Annotated in this window: 13 protein-coding genes; 6 read left to right on the forward strand and 7 right to left on the reverse strand. The window is 71.4% G+C overall.

What is annotated here, in order from left to right:
- Positions 1 to 101: 101 nt before the first annotated feature.
- Positions 102 to 4322, forward strand: a complete 4221-nt coding sequence (locus tag OIE69_RS03170; protein WP_326570383.1) for a carboxypeptidase regulatory-like domain-containing protein — start codon at positions 102 to 104, stop codon at positions 4320 to 4322.
- Between the two features lie 93 nt (positions 4323 to 4415).
- Here OIE69_RS03170 and OIE69_RS03175 read toward each other — a convergent pair whose 3' ends face one another.
- The gene (locus OIE69_RS03175) at positions 4416 to 7220 is read right to left on the reverse strand and encodes an ABC transporter permease (RefSeq protein WP_326580935.1); all 2805 of its coding nucleotides are present in this window, start codon (positions 7218 to 7220) and stop codon (positions 4416 to 4418) included.
- A gap of 5 nt (positions 7221 to 7225) precedes the next feature.
- Positions 7226 to 7924, reverse strand: coding sequence for an ABC transporter ATP-binding protein (locus tag OIE69_RS03180; RefSeq protein WP_326570384.1), 699 nt, complete (start codon positions 7922 to 7924; stop codon positions 7226 to 7228).
- 67 nt (positions 7925 to 7991) lie between these two features.
- On the opposite strand from OIE69_RS03180, the gene OIE69_RS03185 reads away from it, so the two are divergent.
- The 3 genes from OIE69_RS03185 to OIE69_RS03195 all read left to right on the forward strand — a co-directional run bounded on the left by OIE69_RS03185 (position 7992) and on the right by OIE69_RS03195 (position 9853).
- Positions 7992 to 8582 carry a PadR family transcriptional regulator gene (locus OIE69_RS03185; protein WP_326570385.1) on the forward strand — a complete coding sequence of 197 codons (591 nt, stop codon included), beginning with the start codon at positions 7992 to 7994 and terminating at the stop codon, positions 8580 to 8582.
- 206 nt (positions 8583 to 8788) lie between these two features.
- Entirely contained in the window at positions 8789 to 9244 is a 456-nt protein-coding gene (locus OIE69_RS03190) for a GNAT family N-acetyltransferase (RefSeq protein WP_326580937.1), read from the forward strand.
- Positions 9245 to 9319: 75 nt separating this feature from the next.
- Positions 9320 to 9853: a hypothetical protein gene (locus OIE69_RS03195; protein WP_326570386.1), complete on the forward strand. Its 534-nt coding sequence runs from the start codon at positions 9320 to 9322 to the stop codon at positions 9851 to 9853.
- 140 nt (positions 9854 to 9993) lie between these two features.
- Here the strand turns inward: OIE69_RS03195 and OIE69_RS03200 are convergent, their stop codons facing one another.
- Together OIE69_RS03200 and OIE69_RS03205 are read right to left on the reverse strand one after the other, a co-directional pair.
- The gene (locus OIE69_RS03200; RefSeq protein WP_326570387.1) at positions 9994 to 10428 is read right to left on the reverse strand and encodes a hypothetical protein; all 435 of its coding nucleotides are present in this window, start codon (positions 10426 to 10428) and stop codon (positions 9994 to 9996) included.
- Between the two features lie 210 nt (positions 10429 to 10638).
- Complete coding sequence (locus OIE69_RS03205; RefSeq protein WP_326570388.1) at positions 10639 to 10791, reverse strand: hypothetical protein; 153 nt, start codon at positions 10789 to 10791, stop codon at positions 10639 to 10641.
- Positions 10792 to 10988: 197 nt separating this feature from the next.
- Between OIE69_RS03205 and OIE69_RS03210 the strand changes: the two genes are divergently transcribed.
- On the forward strand, positions 10989 to 11480 hold the full coding sequence (locus OIE69_RS03210; RefSeq protein WP_326570389.1) for an FBP domain-containing protein: 492 nt from the start codon (positions 10989 to 10991) through the stop codon (positions 11478 to 11480).
- Positions 11481 to 11699: 219 nt separating this feature from the next.
- Here the strand turns inward: OIE69_RS03210 and OIE69_RS03215 are convergent, their stop codons facing one another.
- Together OIE69_RS03215 and OIE69_RS44725 are read right to left on the reverse strand one after the other, a co-directional pair.
- Entirely contained in the window at positions 11700 to 12566 is an 867-nt protein-coding gene (locus OIE69_RS03215) for an AraC family transcriptional regulator (RefSeq protein ID WP_326570390.1), read from the reverse strand.
- A 413-nt stretch (positions 12567 to 12979) separates the two neighbouring features.
- The gene (locus tag OIE69_RS44725; protein ID WP_392567452.1) at positions 12980 to 13735 is read right to left on the reverse strand and encodes a helix-turn-helix domain-containing protein; all 756 of its coding nucleotides are present in this window, start codon (positions 13733 to 13735) and stop codon (positions 12980 to 12982) included.
- Between the two features lie 237 nt (positions 13736 to 13972).
- Between OIE69_RS44725 and OIE69_RS03230 the strand changes: the two genes are divergently transcribed.
- Complete coding sequence (locus OIE69_RS03230; protein ID WP_326580941.1) at positions 13973 to 14638, forward strand: DUF4097 family beta strand repeat-containing protein; 666 nt, start codon at positions 13973 to 13975, stop codon at positions 14636 to 14638.
- Between the two features lie 125 nt (positions 14639 to 14763).
- Here the strand turns inward: OIE69_RS03230 and OIE69_RS03235 are convergent, their stop codons facing one another.
- On the reverse strand, positions 14764 to 16602 hold the full coding sequence (locus tag OIE69_RS03235) for a LamG-like jellyroll fold domain-containing protein (protein ID WP_326570391.1): 1839 nt from the start codon (positions 16600 to 16602) through the stop codon (positions 14764 to 14766).
- Positions 16603 to 16769: the final 167 nt, after the last annotated feature.

Below are 16769 nucleotides of genomic sequence, written 5' to 3' on the forward strand. Positions count from 1 at the left end.
GGTTGTCGAGTACACGCGATCTTTCTTCGGCAACCGTCACCTCGTCCGACAACGTCATCGGGTACCGCCCTGTCCACTCCGTCCTCCATCGGAGTCGCTCTGTGCTCATACGCCGTCCCTCACGCCCCCTTTCCAGATCCCTCAGGGCAGCCCCTGCCAGGCCGCCGGGATCCCGGTGGCAACGTGCCACAGGCGCGGCCGCGGCCCTGCTGCTGACCGCGCTCGCCGTCCAACTGCCGCAGCAGAGCCCTGCCGTCGCCGACGACTCACGTCCCGCGGCGGAGTCGGAGTCGCTCTGCGGCACCCCGCAGCCCGGGCACTTCGGGTGCTTCGCGGTGCGGCAGGCGGACGCCACCGGCGGGCGCAGCGCGCGGTCCGCCGCTCCCGAGGGGTTCGGTCCGGCCGACCTGCGCTCGGCCTACGACCTGCCGGCGGACGGCGGCGCGGGGGCGACCATCGCGGTCGTGGCCGCGTACGACAACCCCAAGGCCGAGATGGACCTGGCCGCCTACCGGGCCCAGTACGGGCTGCCGCCCTGCACGAGCGACACCGGGTGCTTCCGCAAGGTCGACCAGCGCGGGGGGACGGATTACCCGCAGTCCAACGACGGCTGGGCCGGCGAGATCTCCCTGGACCTCGACATGGTCTCGGCCGTCGCGCCGAAGGCGCACATCCTCCTCGTCGAGGCCGACAGCTCCGCCACGGACGACCTGGGCGCCGCCGTCAACACCGCGGTGGCGCTGGGCGCCCGCTACGTGTCCAACTCCTACGGCGCCTACTACGACGGCCCGGACCTCGCCGCCCTGGACGCGGCGTACTTCGACCATCCCGGGACCGCCGTGGTGTTCGCCTCCGGCGACTACGGCCACGGGCTGAGCTACCCGGCTTCCTCCCCGTACGTGACGTCGGTCGGCGGCACCTCGCTCAGCAGAAGCGACACCGGTGCGCGGGGCTGGACGGAGACGGTGTGGAGCGGCACGGGCTCGGGGTGCTCCGCCTACCAGCCCAAGCCGGCGTTCCAGACCGGCACCGGGTGCGACCGGCGATCGGTGGCGGACGTCAGCGCGGTCGCCGACCCCGACACCGGCGTGGCCGTGTACAACACCTACTCCGGCGGCGGGTGGGGGGTCTACGGCGGCACCAGCGCCTCCGCCCCGATCATCGCCGGTCTGTACGCGCTGGCCGGGACGCCCGTCGAGGGCACCTACCCGGCCGCGTACCCGTACCGCTCCCCCGGCGCGCTCAACGACGTGACCACGGGCGGCAACGGCCACTGCTCCGACGACGCACCGTGCGACCCGGACGGGCCTCCCGCCTGCGAGCCCGCGAACAGCTGCACCGCGGGCCCCGGCTACGACGGGCCGACGGGTCTGGGCACGCCGAAGGGGGTCGGCGCCTTCCGGCCCGGCCCGCACGGCACCGTGACCGGCAAGGTCACCGACAAGGCCACCGGCAAGGCGCTGTCAGGGGCGACCGTACGGCTCGGCGCGCTCTCGGCACTGACCGGGGCCGACGGCCGGTGGTCGCTGGCGGCGCCCACCGGCTCCTACACGCTGACGGTCGACGCCTTCGGCTACGCCCGGAAGAACCTGGGCGAGGTCACCCTCGCCGACGGCACGGAGCTGACCCGGAACGCCGCGCTCGCCGCCGTGCCGACCGCCACGGTCTCCGGGACGGTCCGTGACGGCGGCGGACACGGCTGGGGCGTCTACGCCCGGCTGACCGTCGACGGCGTACCCGGCACCGTCCACACCGACCCGAGGACCGGGCGCTACTCCGTCCGCCTCGAACGCGGCAGGACGTACACGCTGCGCGCCACCGGCCTCTACCCCGGCTACCGGCCGGCCGAGACGAAGGTCGTGCTCGGATCGTCCCCGAAGACCGCCGACCTCGCGCTGTCCCTGGTCGGCACCGGCGCCCTGCCGCCCGGCTACGCCGTCGAGTACGGCGGTGGCGGCTTCCAGTCCTTCGACACCGCCGCGAAGCCCGCCGGGTGGAGCATCGTCAACCACACCGACGCCGGGGGCTGGGGGTTCGACGACCCGCTCACCCGCGGCAACCAGACCGGTGGTGACGGCGGTTTCGCCCAGGTCGACGACTACGCGCTCGGCTGGGGCGCGGTCGACACCGAGCTGATCAGCCCGGAGTACGACCTCTCGAAGGAGACGCGGCCGACGCTGGAGTTCGACACCGCTCTGCCGAGTCTGTGGCGCTTCAACGACCCGACGGCCGACATCGACGTGAGCACCGACGGCGGGGACCACTGGGAGAACCTCTGGCACCACACCGACGTCGTGGAGGGCCCTTCCCACCAGACGGTGCCTCTCACCGCCTACGCCGGGAAGCCCTCGGTGCGGCTGCGCTTCCACTTCGCCGGCTCCCTGACCGGCATCTGGCAGCTGGACAACGTGGCCGTCGGCACCCGCTCCCTGGTCACCGTGCCCGGCGGACTGCTGACGGGCCGGGTGACGGACGCCAACACCGGTGCCGGGATCGTCGGTGCGACCGTCTCCGCCGCCAAGGCGCCGCAGGACAGCGGCCGGAGCATCGCCTCGCCGGACGACCCGGCCGTCGGCGACGGGCTGTACTGGGCCTTCTCCTCCCGTACGGGCCGTCAGGAGTTCACCGCCGGGCTGCCCGCCTTCGGCTATCCGGCCGGCACGTCCACCGTGAAGGTCGAGGCCGACGCCGTCACCTCCGCGGACTTCGCCCTTCACCCGTCCCGGCTGAAGGCCTCCCCCGGCGCGGTGGGCGTCACCGTTCCCTGGAGTGGGAAGAAGACCGTCACCGTGAAGGTGCGCAACACCGGGGGCGCCCCGGCTTCGCTCGCCGTCGGCGAGCAGGCCGTCGCGGAGACCTCGGCGCGTATGCCGGGGGCGCCGAGGGAGCGGACGGCCGCCAGGCCCGACCCGCTCGACGTCGCGACGGCCACCACCGCGGCCTCGGGCGCCGCCGCCGGGGCGACCGCCGGGCAGGCGTGGCAGCCGCTCGCGGACCTCCCGCAGCCCATGACCGGGGGAATCGCGGCCGCGTACGACGGTGTCCTGTACAGCGGTCTGGGCCAGACGCCCGACGGCCAGTGGACCACCGCCCTGCGCTCCTACGACCGGGCCACGGCGACCTGGAAGGACCTCGCCCCGGCCGTCACCAAGCGCAGCGGCGCGGCCTACGGGTTCGTCCGGGGCAAGCTGTACGTCGTCGGCGGCAAGAACCGCGCGGGCACGCCGATCGCCGGCGGCGAGGTCTACGACCCGGCGACCGACACCTGGTCGCGGATCGCCGACGCGCCCAAGGCGTACGGGAATTCCGCCGCGGCGGCGGTGGGCGACCGGCTCTATGTGATCGGCGGCTGCACCGGCATCTCCTGCGGCACACGCGACGTCCAGGTCTACGACCCGGCGGGCGACACGTGGTCCACGGGACCGGCCTACCCTCTGCCGACCTCCTGGCAGAGCTGCGGGACCGTCGACGGGACGCTGTACTGCGCGGGTGGTGTCCACCAGGGCGACGGGCAGCCTCCGCACGCCACGGCCGCCGGCTACGCCCTGGACCGCGCCGCCGGCCGCTGGACGCCGATCGCCGACCCCCCGGTGGACTTCTGGGGCGCCGCGACGGGCGTCGGGGCGGGCCGGCTCATGGCCGCCGGCGGTGTGCTCGTCGGGGCCGCCGCGGTGACCAACGAGGCCTATGCCTACGATCCGGCCGCGGACACGTGGAGCGCGCTGCCGAACCTGCCGCAGCCGCTGTACGCGGCGGCGGGTGCGCCCGGCTGGTCCGTCGTGGGCGGCCAGAGCGCCGACAGGGTGATGCAGACCTCCGCCCTCGAACTGCCCGGCTACGACGCGCCCCACGGGGACGTGGCGTGGCTGGCGGGGAGGGCGAGCTCCGCATCGGTGGGTGCGGGCAGGACGGCGGAGCTGACCGTCACCGTCGACGCGCGAGCCATGGGGCCGGCCGACGCGGGCGCGCACCGGGCGCTGCTGGTCATCGACAGCGACGGGCCGTACGCCTCCGTCACCGTGCCCGTCACCATGACGGTGGTGGCGCCGCCGGGGTGGACGCACCTGAGCGGCACCGTCAGCGGCGCCGGGCGGCACGGCGGCAGCACGCCGCTGGCCGGAGCAACGGTGCGGGTCGGGAACGGGACGGGCGCGCACACCCTGAGCACCGCCGTCGACGGCACGTACCGGCTGTGGCTCCCGCCGTCCGGAGACAGCGTCCCGCTTGCGGTGAGTGCCGAGGGTTACCGGCCGGCCGAGCGCACCGTGCGGGCGCACGGTCGCGATGCCGTCACCGCCGACGTGGTCCTGACCAGGAGTTAGGCGGGGTCGCAAGCCATGGTGGGGCCGGTCCCGTGGGACCGGCCCCATCCGGCCGTCCAGGCCGCGTCCTCGCTGGCTCCGGCGGCCGTCACCTCACCCCATCGCCAGCAGATGCGCGGGGGCGATGCGGGACTGGGCGCGGACGGGGAACGCCAGGGCGGCGCAGACCAGGGCCACGGCGGCCAGGGTGGCCAGCAGCGCCGCCCCGCCGACCGCCGGAAGGCGGCCGCCCAGCGTGCCCCACCCGATCGCCAGGACCGTCGCCAGCCCGGTGACCGCGCCGACGAGGCCGCCCAGCAGCGCGAGCAGGGCGCCCTCGTAGAAGCTCAGCCGGGCGAGTTCCCGCGTCGTCCAGCCGGTGGCACGCAGGACGGCCAGATCCGCGGCGCGTTCGCGCATGGACAGGACCAGCACGTCCACGGCGCCTGCGGCTCCCAGCAGCAGCGACAGGGCGACGCTCAGGTAGTCCGCGGTGCGGGCCTGTGCGACGACGGCGTTGCCCAGCAGCGAGCCGGCCACCTCGCCGCGGAAACCCAGGGTGAGGGCGAGCAGCACGGTGAAGGCCGCCACCGCCAGTGCCAGGCCCGCCGCGCCGAGCACGGTGCGGCCGGGGAACCGCAGCAGATTGCGTACGGCGAGTCCGAGGACCGAACGGACGGGCGCCGCGCGCCCGGTGGCGGTCACCGGGGGCGTGATCGCGTCCAGTGGCTTGAGGCGCGTGGCGCGCCAGGCCGGGAGCAGCCCGGCGGTGACCGCGAGGAGCAGCGCGACGGGCAGTACGAGCGCCGCCTTCCACCCGGCGTCGGGCAGCCCGAGGAGCACGCCCAGCACGTAGGCCAGCAGGGCGCCGAGGGTTCCCGCGCCCAGGCCGATGACGAGGAGTTCACCGAGGATGAGCCGGAGGATCTCCGGTGGGCTCCAGCCCAGACACCGCAGGGTGCCGATCTCGATGCGTCGCGATCGCACCGACGCCAGGGCGGCCTGGGCGAGGAACAGCGCGCAGACGATCAGGACCAGGACGAACAGCATCGCGCTTTTGGTGTCGACGGCCTTGAGGATGTGCAGGGCCACGCCCTTGGCGGTCCAGTTCTCCGTCACGTTGACGCCGGGCAGCGCGACGGTCTGCGGCGCCGGCGAACTGCCGATGGTGATGTCCACCTGCAGCCCGGGGTACGCGGTGCGGATGCGGCCGGCGACGGCGTTGACCCGGGCCTGTGACGCCGCGTCGACGCCGGTCACGCCGGCGACCCGGATCCGGATGGCGCTGATGGGGGCCTTGTCCTGTACGGTCGGCTGCCGGCGGCTGCCGGTCAGGACGGGCAGCGCGTCCAGGGACGTGAGCATGGTGGGTGGTGCGGCCAGGTAGCCGCCGAGATTGCGGTCCGGACGCAGCGGCCGGTCGCCCAGGGCCTTCCGCCCGGCCTCGTCGGCACCGGTGACCTGCGGCGAGCGGTAGGTCTCCAGCGGCACGGCGGACAGCGAGGACGAGCCGGAGAAGCCGGGGAGCTTGGTGGCGTCGTAGCGGCCGACCGGGTTCAGGTAGGGGATCGGTGTCCTGCCGTGGTCCTCGTGCCCGCAGGTGCGGGTGCCCCAGCACGTGGTTCCGGGGTGGCTTGCAATCTCCCGGAACTGGGTGCCGGTGTTCTCCTCCGGCACGTACTCGATGAACTGGCGGTCCTGGTTGGTGCGCCATGTCTCCGGGGACTGGTCGGCGTGGGCGCGGGGCGCCAGGCCCGCACCGGCCCGGCGGTAGTCGACGGGGCCGACGGTCCAGTAGCTGTCGGCCTGCGGGGCGAACAGCGATGTGCCGGGATAGCCCTGCGCGAGGTCGGCGCTGACACGCCCCACCGGAGTGCCGCGCAAGTCGTTGACGAAGTCGTGGGCCGCGGGGCTGCCGAGCTTGCCGCGCAGGGCCGCGGGGTCGCCCGTGTCCAGGCGTTCCACGGCGGCGTCCACGGTCCCGGACGTCAGCGGCTTGTCGCTCAGCACCATCGGGATCGTCCAGTACGAAAGGTTGGACCAGTTCTCCTCGCGACCCCAGACGGGCTTGTCGCGGTCGGTGAGCATGCGGCCGGAGGTGACGGTCTGCCCGAGGCCCACCAGCCGGTCCTCCGCGGCGGGGTCCACCGCCGACAGCAGTACCGGGTAGGTGACCGGGATCTCGGCGACCGCCTTTCCCCCTTCCGACCGGCAGGTGAGCCAGCTGTTCACGTCGGGGTCGAACGGCGACTTGTCGCGGCGGTCCTCGCGAATGAGGTTGGGCTGCAACGGCCCGAACCCACCGTCGTCGGTGTGCTCGACGTGCACATCGGTCTTGTTGTAGTTGTAGTACCAGCACACCGGATAGGTCCGGTGGTCCGCGTGTTCCTCCTGCAGGCCGGGGAACGTGGAGTCCGACAACGTCTCGGACGGTTCGATCGGGTTGCGGCTCACGTACAGGTACTGGTCGGCGGCGCGGTAGCGGCCCAGACCCGCGGTCAGCGTCGGCTTGATCCGAAGCATCTGGGCCTGCGCCGTGCCGTCCAGGAATGACGACACGTCCACCTTCAGCGTTCCCGGCACCATCAGGTAGCCGACGTTGGCGACGGGTGCGGCGACCTCGATCCCGGGCATCACCTTGATCCGCTCGTACTGGCCCATGCCGATGCCGCCGAAGATGCCGGACAGGAAGTTCGCACCGACCAGTTGGTCGCGGCGCTCGAGGGCGGTCTGGCTGCCGCGGGGGCGCACCAGGACGTCGTAAGCGGAGCGGGCGTTCTCCCGCACTGTCTCCGTGGTCTGCGCCTGACTGGTGGTCACCGTCGAGGTGAGCAGGGTGAAGCTGGTGGCGGCCACGAGGATGCCCGCGGCCAGGGCCAGCGCGCGGGCCCGGTGGCGCCGCAACTGCGACCAGATCATCGCGATCACGGGCGCAGCCCCCCGAGCCGGTCCAGGACGTCGGCCGCCGGCGTGATCCGTTCGTCGGCCACGACCCGTCCGTCGCGCAGGCGCACGATCCGGTCGCAGCTCGCGGCAACCTCCAGATCGTGCGTCGCGACCAGCAGCGTCATCCCGTACTGCCCGGTCAGCGACAGCAGCAGGTCGATGATCTCCCGGCCAGTCGAACTGTCCAGATTGCCCGTCGGCTCGTCCGCCAGCAGCAGACCGGGCCGGTTGATCAGCGACCGCGCGACCGCGACGCGCTGCTGCTGACCACCCGACAGCTCCGACGGCAGGGCCCCGGCCCGGTGGGCCAGGCCCACGGCCTCCAGCAGTTCCATGCCGCGGGCCCGCCGGTCGAAGTCCACCCGGCGGGGCAGCACCGGGGCCAGCACGTTGTCCAGCACCGTCAGGGCGGGAAGGAGATGGAAGCGCTGGAAGACGAAGCCGATCCGGCGGCGGTGGGCGTCGAGTCCGCCCGCGGCCAGCGCGGTGCCGTCGACCTCCACCGTGCCGGAATCCGGCACGTCCATACCGCCCACCACATGCAGCACCGTCGACTTGCCGGCGCCCGACGGGCCGGTCAAGGCCACCGATTCGCCGTCCCCGATCTCCAGGTCGACGCCGTCCAGCGCCACCACCCCCGGATGCCGGCGGGTCACACCCCGCAAGGCCACGCCCATCGTTTGACCGCCCTCCTGCATTGCAACAATGCAGGCGTACATTGTCACAACACAGAGGGGATGCAAAATGCCACTGCACCACGCGGTGCTCGCGCTGCTGTCCGAGGGACCGAGTCACGGCTACGAGCTCAAGGGCCGTTTCGAGGAGGCGATCGGCCCGCAGTGGGGCGGCCTCAACATCGGGCACCTGTACCAGATCCTGGACCGGCTCGTCCGCGACGGCCATGTCTTCCGTTCCCACGTCGCACAGAACGACCGCCCCGACAAGACCCGTTACACCCTCACCGCCCAAGGGCTGAACGAGCTCGACACCTGGGCCACGACGGCCTGGGTCCGCACCGGCGGATACCGCGACGAACTCTTCCTCAAGCTCTTCGGCGCGGCCAAGCTGGGCCCCGATGCCCTCGACACGCTTGTGGCAGCCCAACGCCAGACCTACCTCTCCGAACTCGCCGCCCTCACCCGACTGCGCCGCACCCACACCCACGACCCCCTCGTCGCCCTCCTCATCGACGCCGCCATCGCGCACACCAAGACCGACCTGCAACTCGTCGACACCGCCACCGAACGACTGGCGCCGCTCGCCCAACCCGCCGTCCCCTCGCACCAGGCGACGGAGGAAGCGGAAACCCAGGAGCGCAGCGCGACGACGACGTAGCGCGGTCCCCCGGTGCGTGCCGGCGGCCCGGGCGCACTGTGACGCCGACACGGGACCGAGGCTCCTCGCCGGGAAGCGCCGACCGCGCCGGCCACGGGTGGATGAGCAGGAATGGCCGCCGGGGCGGGTTCGTGAGGAGACTGGTGCCCGTGGCCGTGCGAGGCCGCGCTCCCGGGCACGGCAGTGGCCGCCCGGTGCCGAGACACCTGGACAGGAACCGGATCATGAGCCTTGAGGTTGCGGTCGCACGCGAAGCGGACGACGAGATGGTCGAGGCGTTCACCCGCCTGCTGCCCCAACTGTCGAGCAGCGCCGCACCGCCCGACCACGAGTCGCTGCGCCGGCTCCTGGCCGCCGAGGCGAACACGGTGCTGGTGGCACGGGTCGACGGCCGCGTCGTCGGGACGCTCACACTCGCGATGTTCCCCCTGCCGACCGGGATGCGCGCCTGGGTCGAGGACGTGGTGGTCGACGAGGCCGCCCGCGGTTACGGCGTCGGTGCCGCCCTCACCGAGGAAGCGGTACGTCTGGCCGACGCGGCGGGAGCCCGCACGGTGGACCTCACCTCCCGCCCCTCACGGAAGGCGGCGAACCGGCTGTACGAACGGCTCGGCTTCCTCGTGCGCGACACCCGCGTCTTCCGTTACACCCTGCAGGGTTAGCCGGCGCCGGCTCGCCGGACGCCGGACTCGGACGCGGTGAGGAACCGCACGGCCCTGCCCCACGTCGTACCTCCCGTGATCAAGCAACCCGTACGGCGCCTGCCCGGTGCCCCGCTGCTCGCCGTCCCGCTCGCGGCGCTTCTGCTCTCGTGCGCCGCGCCGTCGGACGACGGCTCCGACCGGACCGCCGCAAGCACCCGCACACCGGTGTCCGCGTCGGCGTCCGCGTCCGCCTCGGCGTCCACGCCTGCGGACTCCGCGCCCCCTGCGGACGGGCAGCCGGAGGTGACGGCGGAGAAGGTGCGCGACGCCTTCGCCACCCTGCAGGCGACCTACCACTCCGGCTGCACTCCCAGCACGTCCGCGGGCGAGTGCGAGTACTTCCTGACCCGGGTGCGCGACGAACTCGCCCAACTCGACGAGGCGATGAAGGCCGATCCGCAGGGCCCCGGACACTTCCGCGAACCCCTCGCGTGGACGGCGGAGCTGCACGACACCCTTGGCACGGACACCTCGTTCGAAAACCTGAAGAAGCACCAGGACCAAATCGTGGCGACCCGTGACCGGATCAACCGCTGGATGCAGGGCCACCCGGAGGACTACCGCTGAGCCGCGGGGCACCGGGCCGTCGGGACTGCCCCACACCGGGATGGACGGTGTGGGGCAGTCCCCTGCGTTCGCGGAGCGCGCCGGGAACCGCGAGGCCGCATGTCGGTCCGTGTGGTACCTGGAGCCGGATGTGACGCGGCTCAGTCCTTGACCGGTTCCACGCGAATGGGCTCAGCCCCGCCCAGGTAGAGCATGCACCCCGCGTCCTCCAGGTCCAGGTCCATTCTCTCCGGAGGGATGACGTAGATTCCTGCGGTGGGCGCGGGAGCCCAGCCGAGGTGACGTGGAGGATCGTACGTTTCGTAGTGCCCCACGTGGAGCCTTGTCGGCGGGATGGACACGGTGCAGACGTCTCCCACGCGGAGGGCGAAGGCCGCCGGTTCCAGACGGTATGGGCTCCATTCTTGATGGGCATCGCCGTACGGGAGGTTCACGTGCCCGCTCCATCGGATGTTGAAGGAATTGTCGGCCGTTCGCCACGGCCATTCCACAGTGATGTAGCGATGCTTCTCGACCACCCGAGCGGTCGCCGGCTCGCAGGAGACGATCACTTCGTCGCCGACCCGAGGAACCATGCCTGATCACCTTTGTTCCGGTCGTGGATGCAGAAAGCCCGGACCTGTGGGTTGGACAGCCCATGGGCAGCGCGGGGAGACGCGCCGGGCTCGGGACCACATCCTCTCAATCACACGGTCTTCTCCTGGCACCGGCCCGGACCCAGTGGCACCAGGCGGGCTCCGGCAACCGCACGCCACGAGCAGTGCTCGCGCTACGGCGGCGATCGCTCAGAAGCAACCCTCGACCGGCACATACAGGGTTTCCAGGGCGCGCCGGTTGCCGGTGCAGGCACCGTTGGCATGGAGCCCGGCAGGGTCGCCGCCCCGCGCCACCCCGTCGAGTGGATCCGCCCACAGAGCGCTGTACCGCTGATCGACCAACAGCCGCTCCTCACCGAGAGCACCCGGCGGTCGGCCGCCGCGAGGGCGGCCTGGTCGAAGCCGACGTCGCCGGCCGTGTCCGCCCTGTCCGAGTCGGACGCTCCCACTCCAGCCATCCCGAACCAGCACCCCATTGCCGCAGGGCTTCACCTCTTAATTATTTGCCTAATAGCTTTAGGCAAACTAGCCTGCCGTTCATGAAGCCACTGACCGAGCCAGAGATCCGCGCCGCCTTCGTGAACTGCAGCAAGGGCGAGGCGAAGCGCCTGCACGTGCCCCGCGACCTGAGCGAGCAGCCCTGGGATGATCTGGACTTCCTCGGCTGGCGCGACCCACAGGCCCCCGACCGGTCCTATCTCGTCGCCGAACTGGACGGCCGCGCGGTGGCACTCGCCCTGCGCTCCTCCAGCGCCGCCGCCTGGCAGGCGCGGCTCAGCATGTGCTCCATGTGCCTGACCACCCACTCCGGGGGCGTCTCGCTCATGGTCGCCGCGAAGACCGGCAAGGCCGGGCAGCAGGGCAACACCGTGGGGGCCTACATGTGCAGCGACCTCGCCTGCCCGCTGTACGTACGGGGCAAGAAGGACGCGGGCATCGGCGCGCGGCTCCACGAGACGCTCACCCTGGAGGAGAAGATCCAGCGGACCGTCGCGAACCTCGCCGCGTTCATCGCCAAGGTCACCGCGTGAGGCGGCCCGTCGCCGTGGCTGCCCGACGGCTGGGATGGGGGGTGGGGACAGGGATCCCGTTCCAGTCCCGGGCCGGGTGCCGGGGACCTTCCTACCCACCCCCCATGGCCGCGAGTCCCTCACGATCTCCGTCCGGCCCAGTTCCGCGCACGGGACTCGCGGGCACTGACAATGCGGCCCGACGGCGGCGCTGATCTGCGCCGAAGGGCGTGCGCTTCGTCAGCCGCGCTCGGGCTCCACCGGCAGCCACAGTTCGGCGTCGGCCTCGGTCCTGTCCGGCGACAGGCGGATGCGCAGGATCTCAGGGCCCGTGCGACTGCGATACGGATTCGACGGGAACCACTCGGTGAAGACGTCGCGCCACAGTTCCTGGATGGCCTGCGGCGCGGGCCCGGAGGTGGTGAAGACCGCCCAGGTGCCGGCGGGGACGGCCAACGTGGTCGTGCCCTCGGGGGCGGCCGCGGAGGTGATCACGCCGTGGTAGTAGTCGAGTTCGGTGCCCTCGGCGCGGCTGGGGTCGAGGTCGTCGCAGACCGCGACGATGCCGTGCGGCTCCTGATCCGACAACTTCTCCAGGCGCTCCTGGAGCCGCGGGTCGATCCCGCGGACGAAGTCGATGATCGCCTGGTTCGGCCCCGCGTGCACCAGCGGCACCCGGGCCTTGAGTCCGACGACGGCGAAGTCCGCCTTGTCCGCAACGCGGTATCGCATGCTGCTGCTCCCTTCGATGGTGAGTCGGAAGGCCATCCGGGACTGGGAGTTGAGCGTGGCGCCGGTCCGCCGGGCCTCGCCCGGTCCGATGCCGTGCATGGCACGGAACGCCCGCGCGAACGCCTCGCCTGAGCCGTAGCCGTAGCGCACCGCGATCTCCAGCAGCGTCTCACGCCCGGCGAGCACCTCGGCGCCCGCGAGGGTGAGCCGACGGCGCCGGATGTACTCCGACAGCGGCATGCCCGCGAGCGCGGAGAACATCCGACGGAGGTGGTACTCCGAGGTGGCCGCGATGCGTGCCAGCTCGCCCACCTCGATGTCCTGGTCGAGGCCGCGCTCGATGTGCTCCATGGCCTGGTTCAGCCGCTCCAGCATGCCCGGGCTCCTTCCTCTTGACGACCACCACGCTAGGCAGTGCCCGCCACACCGGACCCGACATCTTGTGCCCGATCAAGTCGGGTGCGCGAGGCAGCCCGAGGGCGAGTTTCAGGAGTTCCCCGTGTGGTGGGCATGCGTGGCCGAACGCCATGGCCGGCCCGCAGGGGCACGGGCGAAAGTCATACGTTGTCAGTGGTTCCGCGTACGGTCTGACTACGGCAGACCGGCAGTCGCCTCCTCTGATAAGCGGTCGCCCGTGAGCGGAATCCAGATGTCCGAAGCAGGAGTCCCACGGCCCGCGTGGCACCGGGTGACCACGCCGCTTGAGCAGCACACACCTGATGTTTTCGATGCTCTCGCCAGCCCGACGACAGAAGCAGCCATCAGTGACGGCCGCCCCACAACACGGCCTATCCGCGCCCCGGACCTGGCCGGTCGGAGTCGTGCGCGGTGGTGCCGGGTTTGGTGTGGAGGACTTCGCGGGCCTGTTCCGCGGCGCGGGTGATGCTCTCGCTGATGAAGTCGAGGAAACGGGCGATGTTCTCCAGGCGGGCGGCGGCCGGGGTGTCCGGGCCGAGGACGGCCACGCCCTGGCGCGCGGTCGCCACCAACTGGTCGTTGGCCCGGGCGCTGGCGATGGTCGCCTGGTAGAAGAGTTCGTCGTCGACGAGGTAGCGGTCACGGCGGCGTTCGTCGCGTTCCCGGCGGACCAGGCTCTGACTCTCCAGGAAGGCGATCGCCTTGGAGATGGACGCCGGGCTGACCTGGAGGCGCTCGGTGAGCTCGGCCGCTGTCAGACTGCCCGCGTCGGTGGTGAACAGGCACGTCAGCACCCGGGCCCCCATCTTGTTCAGACCCGAGGCCATCATGACCGTGGTGAACGTCTCCTCGTACTCGGCCACGGCTTCCGCGTCACGTCCGTGCGCCTGGGGGGCCGACTGCGCTCCCCTGACGGTGGCGGGCTTGCGCCGGTGGGCCCGCCGCTCGGTGGCCCGGTGGGCCAGGTCGGCGCGGTAGGCGGTGGGACCGCCGTTGCGCATCACCTCGCGCGTGACCGTCGAGGTCGGGCGGTCCAGGCGCCGGGCGATCTCGGCGTACGGAAGGCTGTCGGCCAGCCCCGACGCGATCTGCTGGCGTTCCTGCTGGGTGAGCCTGCCTCCCGGCATCCTGATCTCCCTGGTGATCCCTCGCGATGTTCCCGATTCCCGCACCATAGCGTTCACTTCCCGACCATTGCAATGATCAGAAGGGCTGACGTTGCGTTATCTTCAGCATCGTTGCAACGATATTTGCTATCCTACCTGCAGTGAAGGCGTTCTGATGCAACAAGTACGTTGCCACCACATGGAAAGCAACGTAGCGTTTCCGGTGTCAGAAACAGTCAGCGAGTACGGGAGAGCATGATGCAGAAGTTCGACACCACCGCCGCCATCTCCGCCGTCCTGGACATCCCCGCCGGACGCGTCCGGTTCATCGCCGCCGACCGCGCCGACACCACCGTCGAGGTCCTGCCCGCCGACCCCTCCAAGAGCCGCGACGTCCGGACCGCCGAGCAGACCACCGTCACCTACACCGACGGCATCCTGCAGATCCGCACCCCCGACTCCGGCAACCGGCTCCTCGGCCCCTCGGGATCCCTGGAGGTCACCGTCCAGCTGCCGACCGGCTCCCGTATCCAGGGCAAGGCCGCCGGCTGCGAGTTGCGCGGCGTCGGCCGGCTCGGTGACGTCGCCTTCGACGGCGCATACCGCCAGATCAAGATCGACGAAGCCGCCGGGGTTCGCCTCACGGCGGTGGACGGCGACGTGGAGATCGGCCGGCTCACCGGCCCCGCGAACATCAGCACGGCGCGGGGCGACATCCGGATAGCCGAAGCCGTCCGCGGCACGGTCGAGCTCCACACCCAGATGGGCGACATCACGGTCACCGCCGCCGCGGGCGTGTCCGCCGCCCTGGACGCCGGCGCCGGCCACGGCCGTGTCAGCAACGCCCTGAAGAACGACGGCGCGACCGAACTCCACATCCACGCCACCACCCCGCACGGTGACATCACCGCCCGCAGCCTCTGAGGGAGTCGCGGGAGACACCCTCGGATGCTCGCACCGGCTGTCTCGGCTCACGCTCGAACGACATCCCACCGCGGGGTTCGCTCCCGCCTCCGGCTGCCGGGCCGGAGGCGGGAGCGAACGCCCCGCTAGGCGGTGAGGAACTCGTCGACGGACAGGGGACGGTTCACGATGCGGATGTCACCGACGTTGCCGTGGAAGACGACGTCGACGGCGCCCGCGTACTCGTGGCCGCCCACCAGCCAGGGCAACCCGAGCGAGGTGAGGCCCTGCGACACCCGGTTCGGGTTGTCGGCGACCGGAGCGCCCTCGACGTACAGCCGCGTGTAGCGGCCGTCGTTGACCACCGCGAGGTGCCACCACCTGAGCTCCACCAGGCCGTGTCCCCAGTTGGTCGTCGGGTAGGTGGTGTTCTGCGGGTAGTGGTTGAACTGGGGCTCGCGGCCGTTGTTCGTGATGGCGAACTGGGCCAGGGGCTCGTTCGGGTCGGTGTTCTTGCCGTGCTTGCCCGCGGCCCCGGCCGAACCCCGGCGGCTGAGGAAGGACGCGTTGCCGTTCCTGCCGGAGTCCCAGTCGAGCGGCATCATCACGAACGACTCGATCGTGTATCCGGACCTGAACGTCTCGGTGTTCAGCGGCGCCTTCGGCCCGGTGGTCAGGTACGAGCCGTGCACCGGGTTCCTGCCGCCGGCGAACTTCAGGCTGGCGTGCGCGGGCTGGTCGGGGTGATGGTCGTCGGACCAGGTCAGCGCGTCGGCGGCCGTGCCCGGAACGGTCACCACCGTAAGGTCGTTGCCCTTGCCGGACAGGTCGCGGATCGTGTGGCCCGCGGCGAGCGCGGTACCGGGCGCGCCCTGACCGTCGAAACGCCAGTAGGCCACCGTGCCCTTGACCAGTTCCCGGGCGGCCGGCCGCGCGGGCCGGACCGGGACCGGTATGAAGCCGGAGAAGCGCTGCTCGAAGTCGATCGGCACCGAGAAGTCGTCGACCGGACCGGTGATCCGGGCGTGCTCGGCCGCCAGCTTGTTGCGGGACTCCGGGTCCTGGGCCAGGATCCAGGGATTGATCGTCTCGACGTCGATCGTGTTGCGGGCCAGGTCGAAGTGGTAGAGCCGGATCATGCCGCCACCGCCGAAGTAGCGGTTCTGGTAGTTCGTGATGTGCATGTGCACGTCGTTGCCGACGGCGTTCTTCCTGGTCGTACGCCCGGACGGCCAGTAGTGGCCGTTGAGGGTCAGGAAGATCTGGTCGTTCTCCTGGATCAGCTTGTCCCAGATCGTCTGACCGTAGCCGGAGAGCTCGGCGTTGTCCTCCGGGTCGCCGGACTCGTAGGGGAAAACGTTGTCATCGTAGTCCGAGTAGACGATGTCGTGCGCCGTGAGGATGACCGGCATCTTCGGGTGGTCCTTGATGACCTTGTTGGCCCACGCGAAGCCCTGGTCAGTGGTCCGCCAGTCCAGCGCGAGCACCAGCCAGGAGAGGCCGGCGGCGTGGAAGATGTGGGCGGTGTTGTAGCCGGTCGGGTCCGCCCCGGCGAACGTCTTCGAGCGCTTGAACCGCCGCGGACCCAGGGTCTGCAGGTACGAGCTGTCGCCGCGGGAGTCGTCACCGGACACATCGTGGTTGCCGGCCACCACGCTGTATGCGGCGCCGTGCGAGTCCAGCAGGGAGAACGCCTTGTCGACCTGCGCGAAGGACGACGGGTCGGCGTCCTGCGTCAGGTCACCGAGGTGCGTCATGAACACGATGTTGTCGGCGTCCTGGCCGCTGTTGTCGATGATGTAGCGGAACGACTCTTCCTGCGGCGTCCGGTTGACGCTGTCCTGGCTGCCCCAGTACAGGAACTGGGTGTCCGGCATGACCGCGAGGGTGAACTGGAGGGCGGTCGGATCCGGGCTCCAGCTACCGGTCCTGCCGCTCTGGGTCGCGTCGGCGGCGAAGGCGGGCGTGCCGACGAGTGCGGACACGCCGGTTCCTGCGGCTGCCGCTCCCGCACCGGCCAACGCGGCGTTGCGCAGGAACCCTCGCCGACTCTGCCCGTCCTGTTCGTGTGACGAGTGGTCATCGTGAATGCACATGAGGGGGCCCTTCCCGGTTCGATAGTTTCAAACAGCAACGACGTTAGTCAGAGGCA

The sequence above is a fragment of the Actinacidiphila glaucinigra genome (assembly GCF_035918135.1).
Classification (GTDB): Bacteria; Actinomycetota; Actinomycetes; order Streptomycetales; family Streptomycetaceae; genus Actinacidiphila; species Actinacidiphila glaucinigra.